Source organism: Nocardia sp. NPDC046763, assembly GCF_040645495.1.
In the GTDB taxonomy this organism is placed as follows: Bacteria; Actinomycetota; Actinomycetes; order Mycobacteriales; family Mycobacteriaceae; genus Nocardia.
Window position 1 is genome coordinate 1 of sequence record NZ_JBEYYI010000067.1, and the last position, 7,267, is coordinate 7,267.

Here is a 7,267-nt window from a genome sequence, read left to right on the forward strand (position 1 = left end):
TGGAGTTGGATACTGAGGAGATCGCGGCTGCCGCGCAGGGGTATCCGGCCGAACCGGTCACCAATGCCGACCGGGCGCGCCCGTTGCGGGCTGAGCATCCGGCCTACGCCATCTACACCTCGGGATCGACGGGCCTGCCCAAGGGTGTGGTGGTCACTCACACCGGCATTGCCGCGTTGACCGCGGAGATGCGTGAGCGTTTCGGTATCGGCCCGGGATCGCGGGTGCTGCACGTGGCCACGCCGTCGTTCGACGCCTCGATCATGGAACTGTTGATGGCTATCGGTGCGGCCGCGACGATGGTGGTCGCGGTGCCGGAGGTGTACGGCGGTGACGAGCTGGGTCGCCTGATCGCCCGGGAGCGGGTGACGCATGGCCTGATCACGCCGTCGGTGCTGGCCTCGTTGGATCCGGGTCAGCTGACCTCGATGGAGGCCATTGTCGGTGGCGGTGAGGCTGTTTCGGCCGAGTTGGTGCGTCGCTGGTCCGGTGATGCGTCCGGTCGCCGCCGTTTCCACAATGCTTACGGTCCGACCGAGGCGACCATCGCCACCAATATCTCCGACCCGTTGTCGCCGGATCGGCCGGTGACCATCGGTGCCCCCATTCGTGGTGCCGGCGCGTACGTGCTGGACGAGTGGTTGCGGCCGGTGCCGGTCGGCGCGCCGGGCGAGCTGTATGTCGCTGGTGCGCTGCTGGCGCGCGGGTATCACGCGCGGCCGGAGCTGACCGCGGCCCGGTTCGTCGCGAACCCGTTCGACGGGGCCGCGGGCGCTCGGCTGTACCGCACCGGTGATCTGGTGCGTGCCACTGCCGCGGGTGAGTTGGAGTATGTGGGCCGCAACGATTTCCAGGTGAAGATCCGCGGTCTGCGGATCGAGTTGGGTGAGATCGACGCGGTGCTCGCCGGGCACGAGTCGGTCGATTTCGCGGTGACGGTCGGTCATGAGGTGAACGGCCGCGCCACCGCGTTGGTGTCGTATGTGCACGCGGCCCCGGGCTTCTCGATCGACACCACGGTGTTGTCGGAGCTGGCTGAGCGGATGCTGCCCGCGCACATGGTGCCCGCCACCATCATCGTCCTCGACACCATTCCGTTGACGCCCGCGGGCAAGCTGGATCGCCGCGCGTTGCCCGAGCCGGAGCTCGAGGTCACCGAGTACCGGGCGCCGGAGACGGCGGCGCAGCAGGCGGTGGCCGAGGTCATCGCCGAGGTGCTGCGCCTGGATCGGGTCGGTCTCGACGACGACTTCTTCACCCTCGGTGTGGATTCCATCACCGCCATCCAGATCGTGTCCCGGGCCCGGGCCCGGGGTCTGGGTTTCAAGCCCAAGGAGATGTTCGCTGCTCGCACGGTGGCGGCGTTGGCTGAGGTCGCGGTGCCGGTCGAGAATGCCTCTGCCACCGAGGAACTCGCGACCGGACCGTTGGTCGAGCTGTCCGCTGAGGACGAGGCGCGGCTGCGTGAGCGTTACCCGAACCTGTCGGAGGTGTGGCCGCTCACCCCGCTGCAGACCGGCATGCTGTTCCACGCGCGGCTGGCCGAATCCTCGGTCGACGCCTACATGGTGCAGTTCGCTCTCGATCTGGCCGGCGAGATCGACGTGCCGCGCGTGCACGCCGCCGCCCGCGCCATGCTGGACCGGCACATGAACCTGCGGGTGGTGTTCGCTGAGGACAGCGCGGGCAATCCGTTGCAGGTCGTCCTCGACGAGGTCGAACTGCCCTGGCAGTACCTGGATCTCAGCGATCGGGTGCCGGCCGAGGCGGTCGCGGAGGTCGACCGTCTGATGGCGTTCGACGTGGCCCGCCACTTCGACATGAGCGTCGGGCCGCTGCTGCGGGTGGCGCTCTACCGCACGGCCGCCGACCGCTACCGGGTGTGTGTCACCAGCCACCACATCCTCATCGACGGCTGGTCGATGCCGTTGCTGATCCAGGACATGCTGCTGCTGTACGCGGCCGGCGGCGACGCCGCGCACATCCCGGCGGTGCGGCCCTACCGTGACTACCTGGCGTGGCTGGCCGCCCGCGACCACGACGCGGCGCGGGAGGCGTGGCGGCAGACCCTCGACGGGTTCACCGAGCCGACACCGCTCGCCGCGGTCGACCCCTCGCGTGAGATCACCGCCGGCATCGGCGAAGTCACCTTCCAGCTCTCTGAGGACGACACCGCCGCGTTGACCAAGGTCGCGCACGACGCGGGTGTCACCCTCAATACCGTCGTGCAGGCGGCGTGGGGTCTGCTGATCGGCCGCAGCACCGACCGCGACGACGTGGTCTTCGGCGCCACGGTGTCGGGGCGTCCGCCGCAGTTGGCGGGCATCGAGACCATGATCGGGTTGTTCCTCAACGCCATTCCGGTGCGGGTGCGGCTGAGCGCGGGTAGCACGCTCACCGAGGTGCTGCGGGACCTGCAGCAGGAGCAGGCCGCGCTGCTCGATCACCATTATGTCGGGTTGGGTGAGATCCAGGAGATCGCCGGAGTCGACGGGCTTTTCGACTCGCTGGTGGTGTTCGCCTCGTTCCCGGTGGACGAGCAGTCCCTCGACGATGCTGCCGCGCCGATCGACGGCGCGGGCATTCTCGGTGCGTCCGCGACCAATGGCACCCACTACCCGCTCACTGTCATGGTGCAGCCGCGCGGTAAGGGTCTCGGCTTCGCCGTGAAGTATCTGCGCGACCTGTTCGCCGAGGACGCCGCACAGGCCATCGCGGACCGGCTTTCGGTGTTGCTGTCGCGTATCGCGGCCGATCCGCGGGCGCGGGTGGCTGCGGTGGACGCGCTGCTCGACGGTGAACGCCGTGAGCTGGCGGCGGTCAATGCCACCGAAGTGCCGGAGCTGCTCGATGATTCGACGCTGCTCACCTTGTTCGACGCGCAGGTGGCGCGGACCCCGGACGCCCCGGCCGTCCACTTCGGCCGCACCACCGTGACCTACGCCGAGCTCGATGCCCGCTCCCGCCGGCTGGCGCAGGAGCTCACCCTGCGCGGTGTGGGCGCGGAATCCCGGGTGGCGGTGGCCATGCGGCGCGGTATCGATCTGGTGGTCGCCATCTACGCGGTGCTGCGCTCCGGTGGTGCGTATGTGCCGGTGGATCCTGATCACCCGGCTGAGCGCAACGAGTACGTCCTCGCGGGCTCCGGGCCGGTGTGTGTGCTCACCCGCGCGGTCGACGACTTCGAAACCGCCTCCGGGGTACCGCTGTTCTTCGTGGACGCCCTCGCGGGCGCGGATCCGTTCGTGGAGGTCGCCCCCGCCGAGGTGCGCGCGGACAACGCCGCCTACGTCATCTACACCTCCGGCTCGACCGGCCGCCCCAAGGGTGTGGTCATCACGCACCGGCAGATGGCCAACCAGTTCCGGTGGGCCCAGCGCGCCTACCCGCACCGCGCGGGTGATGTGGTGCTGCACAAGACGCCGATCACCTTCGACATCTCCACCTGGGAGCTGTTGTGGCCGTTGCAGACCGGCGCGGCGGTGGTGGTGGCCGAGCCGGACGGGCACCGCGACCCGGCCTACATCGCGCGGATGATCGACGAATACGCGGTCACTTCCGTGCATTTCGTGCCGTCCATGCTCGACGCCTACCTCGACGGCGCGGCCCGGCGGCACCCCTCGCTGCGCTGGGTGTTCGCCGCCGGTGAGGCGCTCACGGCGGAGAGCGCCGCGAAATTCGCTGCCGCGCTACCGGATACCGAATTGGTGAACTGGTACGGCCCGGCCGAGGCCACCGTGGTCACCGCGCACCCGGCCCAGCGCACCCACGGTGTCGCGGTGCCGATCGGCAGCCCCGTCGCCAACACCCGTGTGCTGGTGCTGGATCGGCAGCTGCGGCCGGTGCCGTTCGGCGCGGCCGGTGAACTCTATGTCGCCGGTGTGCAATTGGCGCGCGGCTACCTCGGCGCGCCTGCGCTGACCGCCGAGCGTTTCGTTGCCCACGAGGACGGGCAGCGGCTCTACCGCACCGGTGACGTGGTCCGCTGGATCCACGACGGCGCGGCCGGTGCCGAACCCGTCGGCGCGGCCGGTGTCGAGTCCGTCGGCTCGGCCGGTATCGAACCCGTCGGCTCGGCCGGTGCCTCGCATGCCTTGGAGTATCTGGGCCGCAGCGATTTCCAGGTGAAGCTGCGCGGTCAGCGCATCGAGCTGGGTGAGATCGAGACTGTGTTGCTCGGCCACCCGGGCGTGCACCGGGCCGCGGTCTCCCTGGTGCGTGGTGCGAGCGGCGACCGTCTCGTCGCCTATGTGGTGTTCGAGGACGGCGCGCAGGTCACCGACGCCGAACTGCTGTCGCACACCCGCGAGTCCGTGCCGTCCTATATGGTGCCCTCGGCTGTGGTGCGGTTGGATGCTATGCCGCTCAACGCTTCGGGGAAGCTGGACCGTAAGGCGTTGCCGGTGCCGCAGTTCCAGGCCCGTGAGTACCGTGAGCCTGCGACTGCTGCCGAGCGTATGGTGGCCGAGGTGTTCGCGGCCGTGCTGCACGTGGACCGGGTGGGCGCCGACGACGACTTCTTCGAGTTGGGTGGTAACTCGCTCAACGCGACCCGGGTGGTGGCGCGCCTGGGCGCCGCGGTCGGCACGCGGGTGCCGGTGCGCGCCCTGTTCGAGGCCCCCACAGTGGCTGAACTCGCGAATTCGCTGGGCACACTGGATGATTCGGCTGTCGCGCCGCTGCGGCCGATGCCGCGGCCGGAGCGGGTGCCGCTGTCCTATGCGCAGCAGCGGATGTGGTTCCTCAACCGCCTCGACACCGACGCCGCCACCTACAATCTGCCCATCGCGCTGCGCGTCACCGGCCCGCTGGACGTGCCGGCGCTGCGCCACGCCGTGGCCGACCTGGTCGCCCGGCACGAGGTGCTGCGCACCTACTATCCCGAGCACGAGGGCGTCGGCCACCAGGTGATCCTGGACGTCCACGAGCCCGACGCCATGCCGTCGCTGCCGGTCGTGCAGGTGACCGAGGCCGAAGTGGCGCAGGTGGTTTCGGAGGTCGCGTTCGCGCCTTTCGACGTGACGATCGCCCCGCCGCTGCGGTTGCGGCTGCTGCGCCTGGCCGAGCAGGACCACGTGCTGATCTGCGTGGTCCACCACATCGCCGGTGACGGCTTCTCCGGTGGCCCGCTCACCCGTGACCTGATGAGCGCCTACTTCGCCCGCATGCAAGGTCAGGAGCCGTCGTGGACCCCGTTGCCGGTGCAGTACGCCGACTACGCGCTGTGGCAGCGTGAAAGCCTCGGCGACGAACACGATCCCGGCTCGCTGCTGGCCCGCCAGTTCGACTACTGGCGGGCCGCGCTGGCTGGTCTGCCCGACCAGTTGGAGTTGCCGACCGACCGGCCGCGGCCGGTGGTGGCTTCGGGGCGCGGCGCGGTACACGCCTTCGATATCGACCCGCACGTGCACGCCGCTCTGAACCGGGTTGCCCAGCAGCACAATACGACGCTGTTCATGGTGTTGCACACCGCGTTCGCGGTGCTGCTGGCGCGCGTGTGCGGCACCGCCGATATCGCTATCGGCGCGCCGATCGCGGGCCGCGGCGAAGCCGAGCTGGACGAGCTGATCGGCATGTTCGTCAACACCTTGGTGCTGCGCACCCAGGTCGACCCCAACGCCAGCTTCGCCGAGCTGCTCGCTGCTGTGCGCCAGGCCGACCTGGCCGCTTTCGAGCACGCCGACGCGCCGTTCGAACGCATTGTGGAACTGCTGGATCCGCCGCGCTCCCAAGCCCGCCACCCGCTGTTCCAGGTGTCGCTGACCGTGCAGAACATGACCCCGGCGGTGTTCGAACTGCCCGGGGTCACCGTCTCCGACGTCGATTTGACCGTCCCGGTCGCCAAGTTCGACCTGGACCTGACCCTGGTCGAGCGCACCACCACCGACGGTGTGGCACAAGGCATTACGGCGGCGTTCACCTACGCCACCGACCTGTTCGACCCCGAATCCCTCGACCGCATGGCCGAGCGGCTGCGCCGCACCCTGGTCGCGGCCGCCACCCACCCCGAGCGCGCGGTCGGCGACTTCGACCTGCTGGCCGTCGACGAACGCCAACGGGTGCTGGCGGACTGGAACGCCACCACCGTCGACATCGCGGCCGGGCAGCCCCCCACCGCGACCGCGACCCTGGTGTCACTGTGGCAGACCCAGGCGCTGCGCACCCCCGACACGGTCGCTGTGGTCCACGACGGCCAGCAGCTCACCTACACCGAGTTCTCGGCTCGCGTGCACCGCCTGGCGCGGCGCCTGATCGCCGAGGGCGTCGGACCCGAATCCCTGGTGGCCCTGCACATCCGGCGCTCGCCCGACTTCGTGACCGCCGTCTACGCCGTACTCGCCGCCGGTGGCGCGTACGTGCCGCTGGACCCCGACCAGCCCGCAGAACGCATCACGCACGTACTCGACACCGCGAACCCCGTGCGCGTGCTCACCACCTCCCGCGACCCCTTCGACGCCGGTGACCACCGCGTGGTGGAAATCGACACCGCGATCCTCGCCGGATACCCCGACCACCCGGTCGTCGACGCCGAACGTCGGGCGCCGCTGCGCCCGCACAACACCGCCTACGTCATCTTCACCTCCGGCTCCACCGGCCGCCCCAAGGGCGTGGCCGTCCCCCACGCGGCGGTCGTGAACCAGATCCGCTGGATCACCACCGAATACGGGCTCGACAGCGACGACATCGTGCTGTTCAAGACCCCGCCCACCTTCGACGTGTCGGTGTGGGAACTGTTCGGCCCCCTGACCACCGGCGCCCGCATGATCGTCGCCACCCCCGACGGGCACCGCGACCCGCTGTACCTGGCCGAGGTCATCGCCACCGAACAAGTCACTTTGACCTCGTTCGTGCCGTCCATGCTGCGCGCCTTCTCCACCGCCGCCGACCCCACACTGCTGGGCTCGCTGCGGACGCTGCTGATCGCCGGTGAAGCGTTCACCTCCGACGCGGTCGACGCCTTCCGCGCGATCAGCCCCGCCGCCCTGCACAACCTCTACGGCCCCACCGAATTCACCGTCCACGCCACCCACGCACCAGTCACCGACCAGGTGCCCGGCGCCGTACCGATCGGCGGCCCGGTATGGAACGCCCGCGCCTACGTACTGGACTCGCGCCTGCACCCCGTCGCCCCCGGCCTGGTGGGCGAGCTCTACCTGGCGGGCACGCAGCTCGCCCGCGGCTACGTCGCCCGCCCCGACCTGACCGCGGAACGGTTCGTGGCCAGCCCCTTCCGGCGCGGCGAGCGCCTCTACCGCACCGGCGACCT

General features: G+C 70.0%; 1 protein-coding gene. It reads left to right on the forward strand.

All coding sequences use genetic code 11. The features are described from left to right. Positions 1-7,267, forward strand: a 7,267-nt coding sequence (locus tag ABZ909_RS43080) for an amino acid adenylation domain-containing protein (protein ID WP_357012170.1), incomplete at both ends; no start/stop codon positions are given.